General features: G+C 32.4%; 12 protein-coding genes. 6 read left to right on the top strand and 6 right to left on the bottom strand.

Annotated features, from left to right (window positions below; translation table 11 throughout):
* Window positions 1-77: 77 nt before the first annotated feature.
* Complete coding sequence (locus BSF42_RS07095; protein ID WP_095952377.1) at window positions 78-6425, bottom strand: alpha-2-macroglobulin; 6348 nt, start codon at window positions 6423-6425, stop codon at window positions 78-80.
* 224 nt (window positions 6426-6649) lie between these two features.
* Here BSF42_RS07095 and murC point away from each other — a divergent pair, with 224 nt between their 5' ends.
* Window positions 6650-8005 carry a UDP-N-acetylmuramate--L-alanine ligase gene (murC, locus tag BSF42_RS07090; RefSeq protein WP_095952376.1) on the top strand — a complete coding sequence of 452 codons (1356 nt, stop codon included), beginning with the start codon at window positions 6650-6652 and terminating at the stop codon, window positions 8003-8005.
* Window positions 8006-8141: 136 nt separating this feature from the next.
* Here the strand turns inward: murC and BSF42_RS07085 are convergent, their stop codons facing one another.
* Window positions 8142-8765: a DUF1287 domain-containing protein gene (locus BSF42_RS07085; protein ID WP_095952375.1), complete on the bottom strand. Its 624-nt coding sequence runs from the start codon at window positions 8763-8765 to the stop codon at window positions 8142-8144.
* Between the two features lie 104 nt (window positions 8766-8869).
* On the opposite strand from BSF42_RS07085, the gene radC reads away from it, so the two are divergent.
* Genes radC through BSF42_RS07070 form a run of 3 tightly spaced genes read left to right on the top strand, consistent with a single transcriptional unit; the run spans window position 8870 to window position 11040 of the window.
* Window positions 8870-9559, top strand: coding sequence for a DNA repair protein RadC (radC, locus tag BSF42_RS07080; protein WP_095952374.1), 690 nt, complete (start codon window positions 8870-8872; stop codon window positions 9557-9559).
* Between the two features lie 3 nt (window positions 9560-9562).
* Window positions 9563-10249, top strand: coding sequence for a YjjG family noncanonical pyrimidine nucleotidase (locus BSF42_RS07075; RefSeq protein ID WP_095952373.1), 687 nt, complete (start codon window positions 9563-9565; stop codon window positions 10247-10249).
* Window positions 10249-11040, top strand: a complete 792-nt coding sequence (locus BSF42_RS07070) for a hypothetical protein (RefSeq protein WP_095952372.1) — start codon at window positions 10249-10251, stop codon at window positions 11038-11040. The genes BSF42_RS07075 and BSF42_RS07070 overlap by 1 nt, the downstream gene beginning before the upstream one ends.
* 14 nt (window positions 11041-11054) lie before the next feature.
* Here BSF42_RS07070 and BSF42_RS07065 read toward each other — a convergent pair whose 3' ends face one another.
* Window positions 11055-12332: a replication-associated recombination protein A gene (locus BSF42_RS07065; protein WP_095952371.1), complete on the bottom strand. Its 1278-nt coding sequence runs from the start codon at window positions 12330-12332 to the stop codon at window positions 11055-11057.
* Window positions 12333-12507: 175 nt separating this feature from the next.
* Between BSF42_RS07065 and BSF42_RS07060 the strand changes: the two genes are divergently transcribed.
* A complete protein-coding gene (locus tag BSF42_RS07060; RefSeq protein ID WP_095952370.1) occupies window positions 12508-13269 on the top strand; it encodes a rhomboid family intramembrane serine protease in 762 nt (253 codons plus the stop codon).
* A 64-nt stretch (window positions 13270-13333) separates the two neighbouring features.
* Window positions 13334-13837 carry a hypothetical protein gene (locus BSF42_RS07055; RefSeq protein ID WP_172426651.1) on the top strand — a complete coding sequence of 168 codons (504 nt, stop codon included), beginning with the start codon at window positions 13334-13336 and terminating at the stop codon, window positions 13835-13837.
* Between the two features lie 3 nt (window positions 13838-13840).
* On the opposite strand, the gene BSF42_RS07050 is transcribed toward BSF42_RS07055, so the two are convergent.
* From BSF42_RS07050 to BSF42_RS07040, 3 genes are all read right to left on the bottom strand, one after another.
* Window positions 13841-14647, bottom strand: coding sequence for a DUF2490 domain-containing protein (locus tag BSF42_RS07050; protein WP_095952369.1), 807 nt, complete (start codon window positions 14645-14647; stop codon window positions 13841-13843).
* A 47-nt stretch (window positions 14648-14694) separates the two neighbouring features.
* Window positions 14695-15429 (bottom strand): 23S rRNA (guanosine(2251)-2'-O)-methyltransferase RlmB, encoded by a 735-nt coding sequence (rlmB, locus tag BSF42_RS07045; RefSeq protein ID WP_095952368.1) that lies wholly within the window; start codon window positions 15427-15429, stop codon window positions 14695-14697.
* An 84-nt stretch (window positions 15430-15513) separates the two neighbouring features.
* Entirely contained in the window at window positions 15514-17088 is a 1575-nt protein-coding gene (locus BSF42_RS07040) for a SusD/RagB family nutrient-binding outer membrane lipoprotein (RefSeq protein ID WP_095952367.1), read from the bottom strand.
* Window positions 17089-17095 lie beyond the last annotated feature (7 nt).

Below are 17095 nucleotides of genomic sequence, written 5' to 3'. Positions count from 1 at the left end.
AAACCTAACAGGATTAAAACTGTTAGGTTTTTTTATCTCATTTCCTTGGAATTTGGAATTTAAAAATTGGGATTTTATTAATTAACTTTCACTCGAATCCCTTTTGTGTGACTTGTAAATTCCGGAGCATACATACTTTGAATAGTAGTTATTCCGTTTGAAAATTCACCGCTGTTATTTACTCGAATATCATATTCTAAAACATAAGTTCCTTTATTGATTTGATCAAAGAAGAAATGTGTTGCAGCATCTTTGGTGCTCATATAAAACCCTAGTTGATCTTTGTATTGATATTCTGAAAGAACATTTACAGGTTCAAAACACGAAGCTCTCATATCTTTCAAATGGATATATTCAGTGTCTTCTTTGGCGGTAATTATTAATCTGACTGTAAGTAAATCTCCTGTTTTTAAAGGATTTTTAGGAGTGATTTTTTCTAATTGATCTCCTTTTAAAGTGTTTTTCTTTAGATATAATTCTTTAGAAACCGATAAAACAGAACCCGTATTGTTTTTAATTTTATCCAAATCTTCAAAATACTGCCAATAAACACCGCCAAAACCTGGGATTTTAGATTTGTTTTGAACGCTAATTGTAGCCATTTCTTTTTTTACTTCTTCAGCTTTCCAGTTTAGTTTGATGTAACCTGTTTCGGCTTCTTTTTCATTTTCGGATAATTTTTTGGTCATGATTTTTTCATCTCCAAGTTTAATAATGGTATTGTCTTTTACAGAAAGCCAATTAGTTCCCTGCATTAATAAAGCATAAATCGCTTCGGTTGTTGATTTTGTGGTTGGCCAGTTTTTGGTTTGTTTGTTTTTTAATAACCAAACTTTCATCGCATCGACAGATTTGGTGTCGTTCGCAACTTCGGCGAAAGCCTCAATTAATAGCGCCTGAGTTTCTATCGGCGCCTGATACCAATACCAGCCCGATTTATTGGCGATCCAGTACATTCCCCAATCTTCGTTGTTTGATGCAGTTTCTTTCAGGCTTTCGATGATTTTTTTGGCACTTTCTTTTTCTCCAAAACGATTTAAAGTTAAAGCTGCTAAACCTTTTTCATAAAGAGAATAATTCAGCCAATCTTTTTTAGCCGTTTCCAAATATAGTTTTGTCGCTTTCTTCAAAGTATCAGAAAGGGGATATTTCTCTAAATAAAAACTTCTCGTATACAAATAATGAAGATCAGAATACGGATTGATCCAGATTAATTTGTCGGTAGTTTTTAAGTTTTTGGTTCTTGATTTATAATATTCTAGAAACTTATTATCTAAAAATGGAATTCCAGTTTTAGTTATTTCATCGCTTTTAAGTGTTTCATTTTTAGTTAATTTTCCCAAATGTCCTAAACCTGCCAGGATATGTCTCGTAATATATTCACTTTCATAACCGCCAGCAAACCAAGAAAATCCGCCAGATGGTTTTTGTTTCTGTTTTAATTTTTCGAAAGCAGCTTCCTGAGAAATTTTCATTTTCTCCAAATCAAATAAAAGCGACAGATTTTTTTTCTTTTCATCTTCACTTTGTGCATCATTTAACCATGGAGTTTCGGCTAGAATTAGTGATTTTAATTCTTCATTTTCTTCCAGTTTTGAAATTGGTTTTCCATTTTTTCTCCAATCTTCAAAAACTGCTGCAATTTTAGGATTACTCGAAATAATTTCAGAAGCTAATGCATTAGCATAATAACGCGCAAAAGTTTGTTCGGCACATTCGTGCTCATATTCCATTAGGTAAGGCAAAGATTGAATTGCAATCCATGTTGGGTTTGAAGTGTATTCAAACGTAAATTGATGATTTCTTAAAGTGGTTGAATTATTGTTTTTTAAATTTTCGAAAGTATATTCTTTAGTAGAATTTTCGCGAACCCAAATCGGAATACTTTCTGTCACTAACATATTATTGGTCAAAACAGGAAGAATGTTTTCTTCTCCATCCGAAAAATTACCAGCTTTTGCTACTATTTTATATTGAATTCCCTGCAAACCTTCTGGAATTGTAATGGTCCAATTTGCCGTTGTATTTCCATACGCTGGAATTGTAAAGTTTCTAATGTTTTTTGCATTCAGCATTTTTGCATCAATTGGCATCATTGTAACAGCATCAAAAAACTGCAGACTTGCGATTCCGGTTTTTGCTTCGGCGGTAACATTCGAAATTTTAGCGCTGATTACAATAGTATCTTTTTCTCTAAAAAATCTTGGAAAATTCGGCATCACCATTAATTCTTTTTGAGTAATAACACTTTTTTCTAGATAACCTGAAACAGCATCTTTATTATGTGCAAACAAGCGAAGTTTCCAAGCCGTTAAAGCTTCTGGAGAAGTAAAATTAAAACTTACTTTTCCTTTAGAATCTGTTCTTAAATTTGGGAAAAAGAATGCCGTTTCAGATAAATTTTTTCTGGCTTTTACTTGGTTTAAGGCTTCTACAGCACTTTTTGTTGTAATGATTATTGCTCCATCTTTTCCTCTAGGACCATATGCTAAACTTGCTTCCTTGGGAGTTAAATAATCAATAGATAATAGATCTTCAGGATTGATCTTTTCGAAATTAATCTGTGAAGAAATTTCTCCATCAATTACATATAATATAGATGAATCTATGGCTATCGAAGTTAATCCACTAATTATTTTTTTGCCAGGAATGAATTTTATTTTGTTGGTTTGATAATAATATTCAGGATTTTCAGTGGTTTCCTGTGCGTGCGCCACAACAGGTTTAACAAATTTAACCATGCTTACATTTGCCGCTGCAGAATCGACTACTATTTCATTTACGGCCCCAGCACCAACTGGTTCATCAACAGTTAAAACGGCATCTGGATCTCCCTTTATAGTTTCGCTTCCGACTTTTTTATCTTTAATATCAGCAATTGTAATACCCAGTGCCTGGCCATATCTACTGTTGTAAAAATTGAAACCAAACCATTTTAATCTTATCTCTTCATTAGTAAGTCTTGAAAAAGGTAATCTTTCGTTTAAGTTTTCTACAGAAAGATATGTCACGTCAAAACCTACTTTTGTTTTATAGATTGCACTATTATAATTGTAACGATTTACATTTAACGGATTCCAGTCTTCTTTTGCAAATTGATCTAAAGAACTGTCGTACATAGACGCCAATACTTCTGCTTCATTTTTTGTATAAAGACCGTTTAATTTAAATGACCAATTTTCTGCAGTTCCAGGTTGTAACTTGCTTCTAAAGCTTTCTACGCTCCATTCTAATTTCGGCTGTTGTGTTTTTAGAGCAACAGAAAGGTCAGTTGTAAAAGCGTCATTTTCAAAAACACTTTCAAATGTTAATCGTACTTGATTTTCGAATTCATTTTTTAGAGGTATTTTAACCGTTGTTTCGTGGTTTTGTAAATAAATATTATTTTCAAAATAAACTTTGTTATTATAATTTGCATTCGCTGTAATGTATAATTCGGGAATAACTGATAATAATTTTAGAAGAACAAAACCATCTTTTTTCGGATCATTATTGAGCTGTTCGGCAGTAAATAATTTACTTGGATTAAATTTGTCTTTACTTTGTTTAAGACTAAAATTCGTGGTAGTTTCTATCGGATTATCAAAACTGTCTCTGGCAGAAAATACAATTTGGTAGTTCCCAGATTTATAATTCGAAATAAAATCGAGTACTAATTTTTTGTCTTTTTGAGTATCAATGTTTTTTGAAAAAAGTAAAGTTTTGTTAGATTTTGAAAGTGTATCTTCTTTTAAAATCTCATAAGGAAATAGTTTCTCAAGTTCTTGGTCTGAAATAGTTTGAACTTCAGGTTCATCTAAAACTCTGCTTTTAAATTTATTAGATAACGGACTCACAAAATATAATTTAATTTCGCCTTTTGCAGCTAAAAATTCCCCGTTTAAATTGGTGCTATTTAAAATTATTTCGTTTTTATTTTTGGTTTCAATTTTATTCGGAATCTGAGCGTTTAAGATCAAATCATGATAACCAATTTTTACAGTAGTTTCTGCCGAATGCGTTTCGCCGTTTATATCTGTAACGGTAGCCTCAATTTTATAATTGAAAACGGGTAATTTTTCTTTAAGGTTGTTTTTCGGCGGTAACGCGGTAAAATCAATGCTAAATTTACCTGATGCATCAGTTTTTGTTTCACCGACAGCTAAAGTTTCATTATTATCTCCTCCATAATAATTTCTAGAAAAGGTGGTGTATCTCGTTACAGAATATTTTACAATTGCGTCAGAAATATTACTTCCGACAAAAGCTATTGCGTTTCCTTTAACCTTAATTGGCTGGTTCAATTGAGAGCTTTCTTTTTTAGTATCAAAAGTGACTTCAAATTTTGGACGTTTATATTCCTCGACAGTAAAGTATTGGGTAGAGTTTTCTAATTGTACATTATTCCAATAATCAATATTGCTGTCTGCGATTTTATCAGGTCTTTGTGCTTTAATATGAAAAGAACCTGTCAATCCGTTTTTAGGCAATATAAATTCACCAGAAAATGAACCGTATTCATTCGTTTTTATCTCAAATTCTTTTATGTTCTGATAATTAACATCTGTAACCAGAATTTTGAATGATGTATTTGCGTTAATGCTAGTTTTGTTATTGTTTTTTTGAATAGCAATTCCTTTATAATAAACCGTCTGGCCAGGTCTGTAAATGGCGCGATCTAAATAAAACTGCACTTTACCGCTTGGTTTTTCATCACTGGAAAGTTTATAAATTTCTGTATTTCGAATGTAATTTTTGTGAAACACAATCGTGTCATTACCTTTTGAAAGTTTAACGATTCCATAGTACAAATCGTTACTGGAAACTTCAAAAGATGCTTTTCCGCTTGCATCTGTTTTCACAATTTTAGTCGCAAATTCAATGGTAACATTTTCGAGAGGTTTTCCTGTTTTTCGATGCAGAACCTGATATGTCTCGGTTTGATCATTTTTTGAAACAAGAGTAGACAAATTTGAAACCGTGATAATTTGATAACCTTCTGCTTTTTTGTTTTTTATTTCAGAATCGCTTTCTACATAAACCAAATAATGTCCTATTTCCAGTTTTGGCAGTATTATTTCTGTAGACGATTCGTAATAATCATTTTTGTTCGGAAGATTGTAAGTTTCAGAACTAATTTTAGTTTGTTTTTTAAGAATTGAATTTACTAAACTGTCTTTTTTGATTTCAGATAAATCATAAAACTCAACTGTTTTAGATTGAGCAATTTTGTAAAAAGATACTATGGCACTATTTATGTTTTTGAAACGAATTAAAGCTCTAGTATTTTCGTTTTTGTAACTGTTTTGCAAAAGTTCGATCGACAACTCTTTAGTAAGAATTTGTTTTTTTTGTATTGAAGCAATTTTTGCAATATTCGATTTGTCATTAATCTTTATGATTTCTTCTAGAATAACAAGCGCTTCGATGTTATTATTTGGCTTTGTTTTTTTTGAAGCATTATCGGTTAAAAAAATGGCTTTGTCTAATTTAATATCTTGAATAAGATCTTTATCCTTAACTTGTTTTTCAAGTTTGTCTAAAAATGCATAATAATCAAAAGGGTCTTTTGTTAGGTAAGTATAACAAAATTTTGCACGATCAAATTGATTTTTGAGTGAAGGTTTATTCGTTTCTTTTTTTTGGTACAAAGACAACACTTTTTTAATGTTTGCATCTTCGATAAAGTCAAGATTGAGTTTTGTAAACAACGCAGAGTTTCCTAGTAATTGTTCTTTATAGACTAAGAAATCACTGGCTCGAATATCCCAGCTGTTTATTTTTTCTGTATAAAATTCGATGTTTTCTTTTAGTAAAAAATCCCATAAAGTTTCTTCTTTAAATTTTTCTAAAGAAGAAAACTCAAAAATAGCTTCATATTTACTTAAAGGAGTCGCTTTTAATACGGCTTCATTTTCTAATGTTTTTTCAAAAGCTAGAACATTATCTTCTTCCGGTGTAGAAATTTGAGGAACATAATCTGAATGCGGAACTTCTACAGAATCAATTGCGGTGTCACCATAATCTACAACAGCTGCAGAATCAACAACAGTTGCTGCTTCGTCAACCTCTACTTCGGTTGAATCCATTACAATAGTGTAATCGTAATCAGAATAATCTTTTAGGTATTTGGCGTAAATTAAATTCAAAATTGCTTTTGAAGGAATAGAAACGCGATTAATATCGGTTTTAAGATTTTCGATAATTTTACTTTTTGAATTTTCATCGAGTACCTGCAAATATTTTGACTGATAAAAGAAGCATTTTATCATCTGCACTTCATCTTTTTTAGATACAGATCTTTTGTAGATTTTTGCTACAACTTCATTTGCAGATTTTATTTTGCCTTCGTTTTCAAATGCTATTGCTTTTGCCCATTTTTTATCATTTTGCTGACCAAAAAGTACTGTTGAAATTAATAAGAATACAAAAAGTATATTTTTCATAAGAAAGTTTTAATCTATAGATGAATTAATTTGCTGATTAGTTGGGAAAATTTAAAATTATTTTTAAAAATAATTTTCGTACAAATTAATAATTTATTTTTAAAACCAAATAGAGCATACTATATTTCCTTATTTTTGAAAAATAATTAACCGGTTTAATCGTTGAATTGTGTATTCGTTTTATCGAATAAACGGTTCAACATCTAAACGATTCAACGTATTCAATGAAGACACATTTCATCGCCATTGGCGGAAGCGCTATGCACAACCTTGCATTAGCATTACATAATAAAGGATATCAGGTTACAGGAAGCGATGATGCTATTTTTGAACCTTCAAAATCAAGATTAGAAAAAAAAGGAATTCTTCCTGCAGAAATGGGCTGGTTTCCAGAAAAAATTACTTCAGATATTGAGGCTGTTATTTTAGGAATGCACGCAAAAGCTGATAATCCAGAATTGTTAAAAGCACAGGAATTAGGATTGAAAATATATTCGTATCCTGAATTTTTATACGAGCAGTCTAAAAACAAAACTCGCGTTGTAATTGGAGGTTCTCACGGAAAAACGACCATTACATCAATGATTCTGCATGTAATGCATTACCATAATATCGCTGTAGATTATATGGTAGGAGCGCAGTTGGAAGGTTTTGACACCATGGTGCATTTGACCGAAGAAAATGATTTTATGGTTTTGGAAGGTGACGAATATTTATCTTCACCAATTGACAGACGTCCTAAATTTCATTTGTATCAGCCAAATATTGCTTTAATTTCAGGAATTGCCTGGGATCATATTAATGTTTTTCCAACGTATGAAAATTATGTAGAACAGTTTGAGATTTTTATTCAAAAAATTACGAATGGAGGAATATTGGTTTATAATGAAAATGATCCAGAAGTAAAACGTGTTTCTGAAGCAGCAACAAATCCGATAAGAAAAATTGCGTATTCAACTCCAGAATATTCTGTGAGTGACGGCGTAACATTACTAAAAACACCAGAAGGCGATATGCCGATTGAAGTTTTTGGAGCGCACAACTTGAATAATTTGGCCGGAGCAAAATGGATCTGCCAAAATATGGGAGTTGATGAAGAAGATTTTTATGAAGCAATTGCAAGTTTCAAAGGAGCATCTAAACGTTTGGAAAAAATTGCTGAAGGAAAAGGAAAAGTCGCTTATAAAGATTTTGCGCATTCGCCAAGTAAAGTTGCTGCAACAACGAAAGCGGTAAAAGAACAATATCCAAACAGAACTTTAGTGGCTTGTTTAGAATTGCATACCTACAGTAGTTTAAATGCTGCCTTTTTGAAAGAATATGAAGGTGCTTTAGAATATGCCGATGTTGCAGTTGTTTTTTATTCGCCAGATGCGGTAAAAATTAAGCAATTGGAAGAAGTAACTTACGAACAGATTGCAACGGCATTTAATAGAAAAGATTTAATTATTTATACTAATCCAGCTGAGTTTAAAGAATATTTATTCCATTTAAATTTAGAAAATTCTGCACTTTTACTAATGAGTTCAGGAAATTACGGAGGTCTAAATTTTGATGAAGTTAAAGGTCTATTTAATTAGATAATGTGTCAATTTGATAATTAGATAATTAGATAATGCCGATTGTGTTAAACAATCGGCATTTTTTTAGTTTGGAATTTGGAATTTGGAATTTGGAATTTGGATTTTTGGAATTTGGATTTTGAGATTTAGAATCTTAATTGGAATATTTAAAATGTCCCACAATTGTATAATCAAACAAACAATCTTCCAGCACTTGTCCGCCTCTAACGTTGTGAACAATTAGATTTCGTTTTCCGTCAGAAGATTTTTTGTTAGTTACAATTCCAATATGTGGCAGTTTATTACTTATCATCCAAGTTACAAGTTCTCCGGTTTGATAATCTTTTGGATTTTGGGTTACAGGTAATTTAGTTCCTTTTCTTTCAAAGAAAATTTCTAGGTTCGGAACTCGTCTATGATCAATATTTGTGTCCGTTTTGGTCATTCCCCATTTTTTAAGATTTGGATAAAGAGAAAAATTTTCCAGCATATCTTCGTGAACTTCTTTTTGCAGATCTATGCCTAATTTTCGATAGGAACGAATTATTACATCGGTACAAACCCCTTTGCCCTTTGGGACATCGCCATTTGGGTAATCAATTTTAAAATATGACGGGTCATAATGTATAGACGGATCAATTATTGAAATTGCCGCTTCAGATAATCTTTCTGCAAAATCTTTTGGCTGTTCTTTATTTAAAATAGCAATGTTTTGTGTTTCCTTTTGCTTGCATGAAATAAAAAGAAAAAACAGAATAGAAATAGGTAATAATTTCATTTTTAGACAAATTAGTTTTTAAAGTTAATGAATTTTAAAATTGATTGTATTTAATTGAAGGATTTTTCTTCTTTTTAATATATTCGCTTCTTAAATATATAAGTATGGAAAGTTCTCATTTTGCTATAAAAAATTGGTCTGAAGATGATAAACCGCGCGAGAAATTAATGCTGAAAGGAAAGGAAGCTTTGAGTGACGCTGAACTAATTGCAATCTTAATTGGTTCTGGAAGCAGGAATGAGTCTGCAGTTTCTTTAAGCAAGCGAATTTTGGCCAGTGCAGGAAATATAAATGCTTTAGGAAAAATGTCTATTTCTAATTTAATGCAATTTAAGGGAGTAGGCGAGGCAAAAGCGATTTCTATAGTTGCCGCATTAGAATTGGGCAGAAGGCAAAGGAGCGAAGATGCTTTACAATTCAAAAAAATAACTTCTAGCAAAGCTGTTTTTGAAATAATGCAACCCATTATAGGACAACTTCCGCATGAAGAATTTTGGGTACTTTTTCTTAATAATGCCAATAAGGTCATTTCTAAGTCACAATTAAGCAAAGGCGGTATTGCGGGAACTATTGTCGATGCCAGATTAGTTTTTAAATTGGCATTAGAAAATGCTGCTACGGGTTTGATTTTGTGTCACAATCATCCATCGGGAAATTTGACTCCTAGTGATGCCGACAAACAAATTACAAAGAAAATGAAGCTGGCAGGTGAAAGTTTAGATGTTAAAGTTTTAGATCATTTGATTATAACTGAATCAAAATATTATAGTTTTGTAGATGAAGGAATTTTTTAATGTATGAATACCAATATTACAGACATTTTTTTTGATTTAGATCACACGCTTTGGGATTTTGATAAAAACTCAGAAATGGCTTTTAGTCGTATTTTTAGAGAGAAATACGCAGAAATCAGCACAGAAGATTTTATTAGAAAATACATTCCAATAAATCAGGAATGCTGGAGGTTATATCAAAATGATAAAATTACACATCAGGAATTGCGTTACAATCGTTTGAAGTTCTCTTTTGATGCTTTAAATTATGTGATTTCTGAAGAAAATATCTTTGAAATCGCCAATGATTACATTGAGTTTTTAACAGATAATAATTATCTTTTTGATGGCGCCATCGAGGTTTTAGAGTACCTTAAACCCAAATATAAACTTCATATTATTACGAATGGTTTTGCGCATGTTCAGGATAAGAAAATAAGTAATGCTTCTCTGGGCGGTTATTTTTCTACAATTACAAATTCAGAATTAGCTGGCGTTAAAAAGCCAAATAGTATTATATTTGATTATGCATTAAATTTGGCAAAGACATCCAAGCAAAACAGCATAATGATCGGAGACGATTTTGAGGCCGATGTTAATGGTGCTTTGAATGCGGGTTTAGATGCTATTTTTTTCAATGAAAAAAAACTGGATATTTCCGGAAATTACAAACAAATTAACCATTTATTAGAACTAAAAAAATATTTATAATGATGAAAATTAAATTTTTACTTACTGCAATTTTATGTTCAGTTGTTGGATTTGCGCAGTCTGTTAATGATTACAAAGCAGTAATTATCCCTCTAAAATATGATTTTATAAAAACAGATAATCAATATCGTCTGGCTACTTTAAGTAAACAGAATTTGGTTAAAGCAGGTTTTCAAGCTTTTTATGCAAACGAGCAGCTTCCAGAAGGATATACAGACCGTTGTCAAGTTCTATACATTGATGTTGTAAGAGATAATGCTTTTTTGGTTACAAAACTTATTGTACAATTAAAAGATTGTTTTGGACAAGTTGTGTATACTTCAGAAGTTGGAAAAAGCAGGGAAAAAGAGTATGAAGTGGCTTATAAAGAAGCACTAGATAATGCTTTTAAATCTGTTTATGATTTGCATTATAAATATAGTGGTAATTCAGTTTCGGCAGCCAAAACTCCTGCTGCAGTAAAAGCAGCTGTTCCAGTTGCAGCGACTACTTCAGCTGTAAATAATAATACAGTTGCGGCTTCTCAGTCCCAGCTTGTAGTTGTAGCTCCGTCTCCAGATTTAAAAGATCCAAATTTATTATATGCGCAGCCAACAGAATCAGGTTACCAATTAATAGATAAAACACCAAAAGTAGTAATGAAGCTTCTTAAAACTTCTCAAACTAATGTTTTTATAGCTATTAAAGATAATGTTCAAGGCTCTTTAATTTTAAAAGAAGACCAACAATGGTATTTTGAATCTTATCAAAACGATAAATTGGTTTCAGAAAAAATTGTAGTTAAATTCTAAATATAAAATACGGTTTAATAACCGTATTTATCTTTCCAGCGGTTCTTTAAAAATTCTCGGTTGCTGTTCTCTCTAGAATTGCTTCCAGGATTATAAAGAACCGTTTCTTTTACAGCATCTGGCAGAAATTCTTGTTCTGCAAAATTGTTGGCATAATCATGCGAATATTTATATTCATCACCATAACCTAATTCTTTCATTAATTTGGTGGGAGCATTACGCAAATGAATCGGAACGGGTAAATCTCCTGTTTGTTTTACCAATTGCTGCGCATTTCCAATTGCCATATAAGAAGCATTGCTTTTTGGAGACGTTGCAAGGTAAATAGCGCATTGACTTAAAATAATTCGGCTTTCAGGATATCCAATAGTTGTAACGGCTTGAAAAGTATTGTTTGCCATTATAAAAGCTGTCGGATTGGCATTGCCGATATCTTCACTGGATAAAATGAGCATTCTTCTGGCAATAAATTTAACGTCTTCACCTCCTTCAATCATTCGGGCCAGCCAATAAACCGCACCGTTTGGATCGCTTCCGCGAATAGATTTTATAAAGGCAGAAATAATGTCATAGTGCTGTTCACCTGTTTTATCGTAAAGAACAGTATTTTGTTGTACTAATGCTAAAACGCGATCGTTCGTAATGGTGATTTCATCACCTGCAGATGCATTAATAACTAGTTCAAAAATATTTAACAATTTCCTTCCATCACCACCCGAAAGACGTAATAAAGCTTCTGTCTCTTTAAGATTTATGCTTTTTGTCAATAAGTAAGTATCCGTTTTCATTGCGCGTTGTAATAACGCTTCTAGATCTGCTTTTGTAAAGGCATTTAAGATATAAACCTGGCAGCGTGACAATAATGCAGGAATTACTTCAAAACTGGGGTTTTCAGTGGTAGCGCCAATCAAAGTTATCCATCCTTTTTCTACAGCAGCTAAAAGGGAATCTTGCTGCGATTTGCTAAATCGATGAATCTCATCAATAAAAAGAATCGGATTTTTAGCCGTAAATAAACCACCGCTCTGCTTTGCCTTTTCAATAACATCACGGATATCTTTTACGCCAGAATTTATAGCACTTAAAATATAAAAAGGTCTTTTCGATTCTTGTGCAATGATTTGAGCTAGTGTTGTTTTTCCTGTGCCGGGAGGTCCCCAGAAAATTAAAGAAGGAATTATTCCTTTTGAAATTTGTTGAGTTAAAGATCCAGTCGGACCAACCAAATGATGCTGGCTAATATAATCTTCTAATTTTTGCGGACGAATGCGCTCTGCTAACGGTGCTTCCATTATACAAAATTACTATTTTAAGTTTTAAATCTTATTTATTGAAAGTTAAAACAGTTGGTTTTAAGAACGATTGTTACAATTTGAAACAAGTTTATGTTTTTATGGTATGACAAAATATCAGTAAAATATTTTTGGATAGTTTTTTGAGTCCCTAACAATATTACTGATAAAAAATATGAACGATACTAATTTTAAATTTTCGAATTCTGTTATTGGACTACCTTTGTTTTTTGTCCTTTTTTTATGGATTATTTATTGGATGCAGATTCGATTTGATTTTGATTTTTATCGACACGGAATTTATCCAAGAGATTTTTTGGGATTGCAGGGAGTTTTATTCAGTCCGTTTATTCATGAAAATTTAGATCACTTATATAATAATAGTATTCCGCTCTTGATATTATTACCTGCGATGCAGTTTTTTTATCCAAAACAAACATTTGGAGTTATTGGTTACGGAATATTGTTTTCAGGATTAATTACTTGGATTGTGGGGCGCGAGAACTTTCATATTGGCGCCAGCGGATTAATTTATGTATTAGTAAGTTTTATTTTCTTTAAAGGAATTCAAACTCGATATTACAGATTAGTTGCCTTGTCTTTAACCGTAATTTTACTTTATGGCGGCATGATATGGTATGTTTTTCCTGATGTTGACCAATCTATTTCTTGGGAAGGACATTTGGCGGGACTTATTACCGGCTTTGTCCTCACATTATTTTACAGAACTCCAGAATATACTAAACCTATTGTTTACGACTGGCAGCGTCCAGATTTTGATCCAGAAAATGATCCTTTTATGAAGCATTTTGATGAAGAAGGACACTTTGTTAATATTTCAAAGGAAGATGATGAAGATGAAATCGAATATTTTTCATCTAGTTATCCAGTAAATTATATTTTGACACGAAAGCCAGAATTAGATACTGAAAATTGATTTCATAGTTTTCTTTGTAGAAAAAGATTAAATTTGTTAGTGTAACAATTTAATTGCGAGCATCATGGAAAAAATAAAGTTTTTAGTTTTGTTCTTGTGTTTCATTTTTACCAGCATAACTATTGCTCAGTGCGATATTAAAAATAGGGTACAGGCTGACGGAAGTATGCTCTATTATTTTGATCCAGCTGTGTTTTATACCACGAAATCAAAGTCGTTAAAAATTAATATTGTCACAGACAAAGAACATTATTTTGTAGCACTCCAGCCAACTCCATTTCCAGATAAGAAAATTGGCAAAAAAATTAAAGAAGATTTAGTTATCCATCTTGCAGACAAGAATATTTATAAATTAACGCATTACGATACACAATACCGTCGGAATGATTCAATTATGCAGGTTCTTTATTTAATTGATGATAAAGATGTGAATGCTTTTTCAAACTACGGAGCTGTAACGGCAGAGATTAATATGGAAGGCACTGAATTTGTGAGAAGTTACAATTTTAAACTTCATAAAAATGCAATTATGGAGCAGCTCAATTGTTTTTTGAAGAAAGAAGAATAGCATTTATTCTTCTTCGTCTTTTGCGTGATGATCGTTTTTATTGGCAATTTTCTTTTGAATATTTCTCAGAAGATTGTTAAAGCTTACCGTTAGCGAAGCAGCATTAGTAAATTGAGTACCACTATTCCGTGGAAGATATTCGTTCGCATAAGTTAGCTCCACTTGAATGTCATCTGAAAATAAATAGCCAGCACCAACATTTAATCTATTTCTATCAAAGAAACTCTCGCCGGTAACTTTGGTTCCTGATTTTAAATAAACTTCATCAGAAGCAACGGCGTAAATTACTCCTTTTCTTAAAATTTTACTATTTATTGGCTGCAGGTATTTTATTTGCTGCCGATAGCGAATTACGTTTTCATAATTGTCATCTTGATTTCGCATATGACGAAATTCCATTCTCATTCTAGTACTTAAAGTATATCCTGTTTTGTGAAAATAGTAAATTCCTTGAAGGGCATAACGCCATTCAGGAGATTCAAATTGTCCAATTTCTGGAACGTCTCTATTGTTGTAGTGAGCAATGAAAGCTGAAAATTTCCATCTTGGAGAATAGAAATAATGTCCCCAGCCTCTTACGGATCTTTGAATCGTGTTTTCGAATAAATTTGATGAAGATTCCGTGCTGCTGTATGCTGCTCCTAAATCAATTTCGGTAGACCATTTTTTGCTTAGAGTTTGATTAAATTGAATCTCATTCCAAAATTGATTGTATGTAGTATTTTGTCCGTAGCTGTTTGTAATCATCATGACTACAAACAAGCATCGGATTATAGTAATTATTTGTTTTGGATTAGATTTTGAAAGCATTAATTAAAGTTTTAATTATTCATTCTAATCTTCATTCTCAATGTGATCTAACTTCTTTGACGAACAGCTTCGTACAAAAATGCGCCGCAGGCAACAGAAACATTTAAAGACCCTATTGAACCAAACATTGGCAGTTTTGCTTTTTCATCGACAATTTTTAAGACTGACGGATTTATTCCTCTATCTTCAGATCCCATGATTATTGCCAAAGGATCAGTTAATGTGATATCGTAAATGTTTTGATCTGTTTTTTCAGTTGCTGCTACTGTTTTAATTCCAGAACCTTGCAAATAAAAGATTGCATCTTTGATATGCTCCACTTTGCAAATAGGCACATTAAAAACTGCACCAGCAGAAGTTTTTACAGTGTCTCCATTAACAGGGGCTGATCCAGCTTTCTGTACAATAATTCCGTTCACACCTGTACATTCTGCTGTTCTTATTATGGCGCCAAAATTTCTAGCATCAGAGATTTGATCTAATATTAAAAATAATGGTTTTTTTCCAGATTCAATTGTCGATTCAACAAGATGTTCCAAATCTATAAAACCAATTGGAGAAATAGTGGCAACGGCACCTTGATGGTTATTAGGAGTAAGACGGTTTAGTTTTTCAACAGGAACATAAGAGAAATTAATGTTGGCACGTTTCATTACCTTCATTAAATCTTTCATTAGTTCACTTGAGATCTCTTTTTGTATGAAGACTTTGTCGACTTCTTTTCCTGCTTGAATTGCTTCTATGATGGCTCTTATGCCAAATATTTGATGTTCTTTTTCCATGAGGCAAATATAGGTAATATGTTTATATAAAAAAACCGCTCTGAATTAACAGAGCGGTCTTAATATTTTAATTAAGCTAGAAAATTATTTTTTAGCCCAAATTAATTTAGTGTCTAATTCATCACCACCAATTGCAGCAGCAGCAGCAGCAACATTTTCACCATTTAACTGTTGTAAGTTAACTGGGTAAGTAAATCTGTCTGGCATTGCACTTAGGTTGTTTAAAGCAACAAATGTATAATTTGCTACTCCTTCTTGTGGTACATTGAAAGGATGAGATTGACCAGGCTTAAGAATTGTACTTGGGAATCCAGTTCTTCTGTATTCAGCATATGCCTCATATGGTTGCATGAAAAGAGCGATGTATTTTTGAGTAATTACATTCTCTTGACTTGGTGCAGGTAATGTTGCAATATAAGCATCAATTTTAGCAGGTGTTACTCCCCAACGTGTCATAGATGCTCTTACGCCATTTTGGTAGTTTGCAACACTCCATCCATTGTTTTCAGACAATAAGAATTCAACTTCAGCATACTCCATTAAAACCTCTGTGTAATCTTGTTTTAAAACATTTGAACTCCAGAAAGAAGTACCAGGTCTTTGTCCAGCAGCTTGTGCACTTGTAATACCGTAAGGCATACCAACATATTGAGTTAAATCATCTGTCTCAGCATATGTTTTGTTTCTAACAGCTGTGATAGAAGCTGTTACAGGCGCAGCATACTTTTGTAATCTTGGATCAACTCCAAAGTTACCAGTTTGTCCTTTTAATAATTCAACGAATGTATTTGAAATAGCAAAGTCAGTTCTGTTTCCAATGAAAAAGTCATTGTAGAATGGACTTGGAAGTACATTGTCTGCTTGGTATGTTAAACCAACAGTATCAGCGTTAGAAGTCATAACTCCGCCCGCAATAGCTTCAGCGATATGTGCTTCAGCTCCTGGAACAACGCCTTTAACTCTAGTTGCAATTCTTAATCTTAAAGAGTTTGCAAACTTAATAAGTTTTGCAGGACTTTTGAAAAGCTGATCTCCTTGTGAAAATACTGTTTGATTTGTTTCAACCATTGCAGCAGCTTCTTTCAATTCTTTCATAAGATCTGCGTAAATTTTAACTGCAGGAGCAAATTTAGGCTTGATAAATTCATCTTTTTGTAAAGCTTGAAAATCTGGATCAGTAGTTCCGTAAGAATAGTAAGGAACATCGCCATAAGCATCTACAAGTTGTAAGAAAGTGTAAGCTAACATTACTCTAGCAGCTGCGATTTGGTTAATGTTGCTACCGTATGCAGCATTCTTAACTTTTAGATCTGCATCTGTATTCATTTGAATAACAGTTTTGAAATCGATAGCTGATAGGTAATAATCACCGTATAAACTTTGATTTGTTACTTCTCTAAATTGGAAACGATCCTCTTCAGTATAGTTTCTTTGTGCAGAATATTGAACCCATGGTAATGCCATTCTACCCGAAGAAAAACTTCCTCTAGAATTCGTCATTAAGTTATATACAGCCCCGTTGAAAACACCAACAGATGTAGTGTTTAAAATGTCTGGTCTGTTTGGGTTTACGTTTATGTCCTCTAATTTATCATCACAACTTACAGTAGTAGTAAGTAGTGCTGCAATTGACAATATTGATATGAATATTTTTTTCATCTTGATT

The organism is Flavobacterium sp. ACN6 (assembly GCF_002304005.1).
GTDB lineage: Bacteria > Bacteroidota > Bacteroidia > Flavobacteriales > Flavobacteriaceae > Flavobacterium.
The sequence above is the reverse complement of the archived record's forward strand: the minus strand, read 5'-3'. Positions and strand labels throughout refer to the sequence as shown.

Coding starts and splice junctions, on each gene's coding strand:
- murC (WP_095952376.1), top strand. CDS start 6,650: ATGAAGACACATTTCATCGCCATTGGCGGAAGCGCTATGCACAACCTT.
- radC (WP_095952374.1), top strand. CDS start 8,870: ATGGAAAGTTCTCATTTTGCTATAAAAAATTGGTCTGAAGATGATAAA.
- BSF42_RS07095 (WP_095952377.1), bottom strand. CDS start 6,425: ATGAAAAATATACTTTTTGTATTCTTATTAATTTCAACAGTACTTTTT.
- BSF42_RS07055 (WP_172426651.1), top strand. CDS start 13,334: ATGGAAAAAATAAAGTTTTTAGTTTTGTTCTTGTGTTTCATTTTTACC.
- BSF42_RS07040 (WP_095952367.1), bottom strand. CDS start 17,088: ATGAAAAAAATATTCATATCAATATTGTCAATTGCAGCACTACTTACT.
- rlmB (WP_095952368.1), bottom strand. CDS start 15,429: ATGGAAAAAGAACATCAAATATTTGGCATAAGAGCCATCATAGAAGCA.
- BSF42_RS07050 (WP_095952369.1), bottom strand. CDS start 14,647: ATGCTTTCAAAATCTAATCCAAAACAAATAATTACTATAATCCGATGC.
- BSF42_RS07075 (WP_095952373.1), top strand. CDS start 9,563: ATGAATACCAATATTACAGACATTTTTTTTGATTTAGATCACACGCTT.
- BSF42_RS07065 (WP_095952371.1), bottom strand. CDS start 12,332: ATGGAAGCACCGTTAGCAGAGCGCATTCGTCCGCAAAAATTAGAAGAT.
- BSF42_RS07060 (WP_095952370.1), top strand. CDS start 12,508: ATGAACGATACTAATTTTAAATTTTCGAATTCTGTTATTGGACTACCT.
- BSF42_RS07085 (WP_095952375.1), bottom strand. CDS start 8,765: ATGAAATTATTACCTATTTCTATTCTGTTTTTTCTTTTTATTTCATGC.
- BSF42_RS07070 (WP_095952372.1), top strand. CDS start 10,249: ATGATGAAAATTAAATTTTTACTTACTGCAATTTTATGTTCAGTTGTT.